Source organism: Halorubrum sp. SS7, from assembly GCF_005435055.1.
Taxonomy (GTDB): Archaea; Halobacteriota; Halobacteria; order Halobacteriales; family Haloferacaceae; genus Halorubrum; species Halorubrum salinarum.
In genome coordinates this window covers 1-302 of record NZ_SGXV01000499.1, presented here as the reverse complement: position 1 = coordinate 302, position 302 = coordinate 1, and the positions used below count along the sequence as shown (strand labels likewise).

The window sequence follows — 302 nt, the reverse complement described above, 5'->3', positions numbered from 1 at the left end:
GACCGCTTCGCATCGTGGAGGCAGGGGTCCTCGTAGTCGGTCTCCTCGGGCTCGGCCAGCTCGACGAGCGCCGCCTCGCCGGTCGCCTCGACCCACTCCCGGAACGTCTGCCCCGCCTCGCGGTCGGCCGCGAACGCGTTCAGGAGGTTCCGCAGCAGGCCCGGCACCTCGTCGGCCGGGACGCGCTGCCTGATCCACTCGACGAAGGAGGGCTCGGGGCCGATCCCGCCGCCGACGCCGACGTCGATGGCCTCCACCATCTCGCCGTCCTTCCGCGCCCGCATCCCCTGGATGCCGATATC

1 pseudogene is annotated in these 302 nt (G+C 72.8%); it reads right to left on the bottom strand.

Annotated features, from left to right (window positions below):
• Window positions 1-302: pseudogene (locus tag EXE44_RS18925) on the bottom strand (ferredoxin--nitrite reductase); the annotation flags it as partial.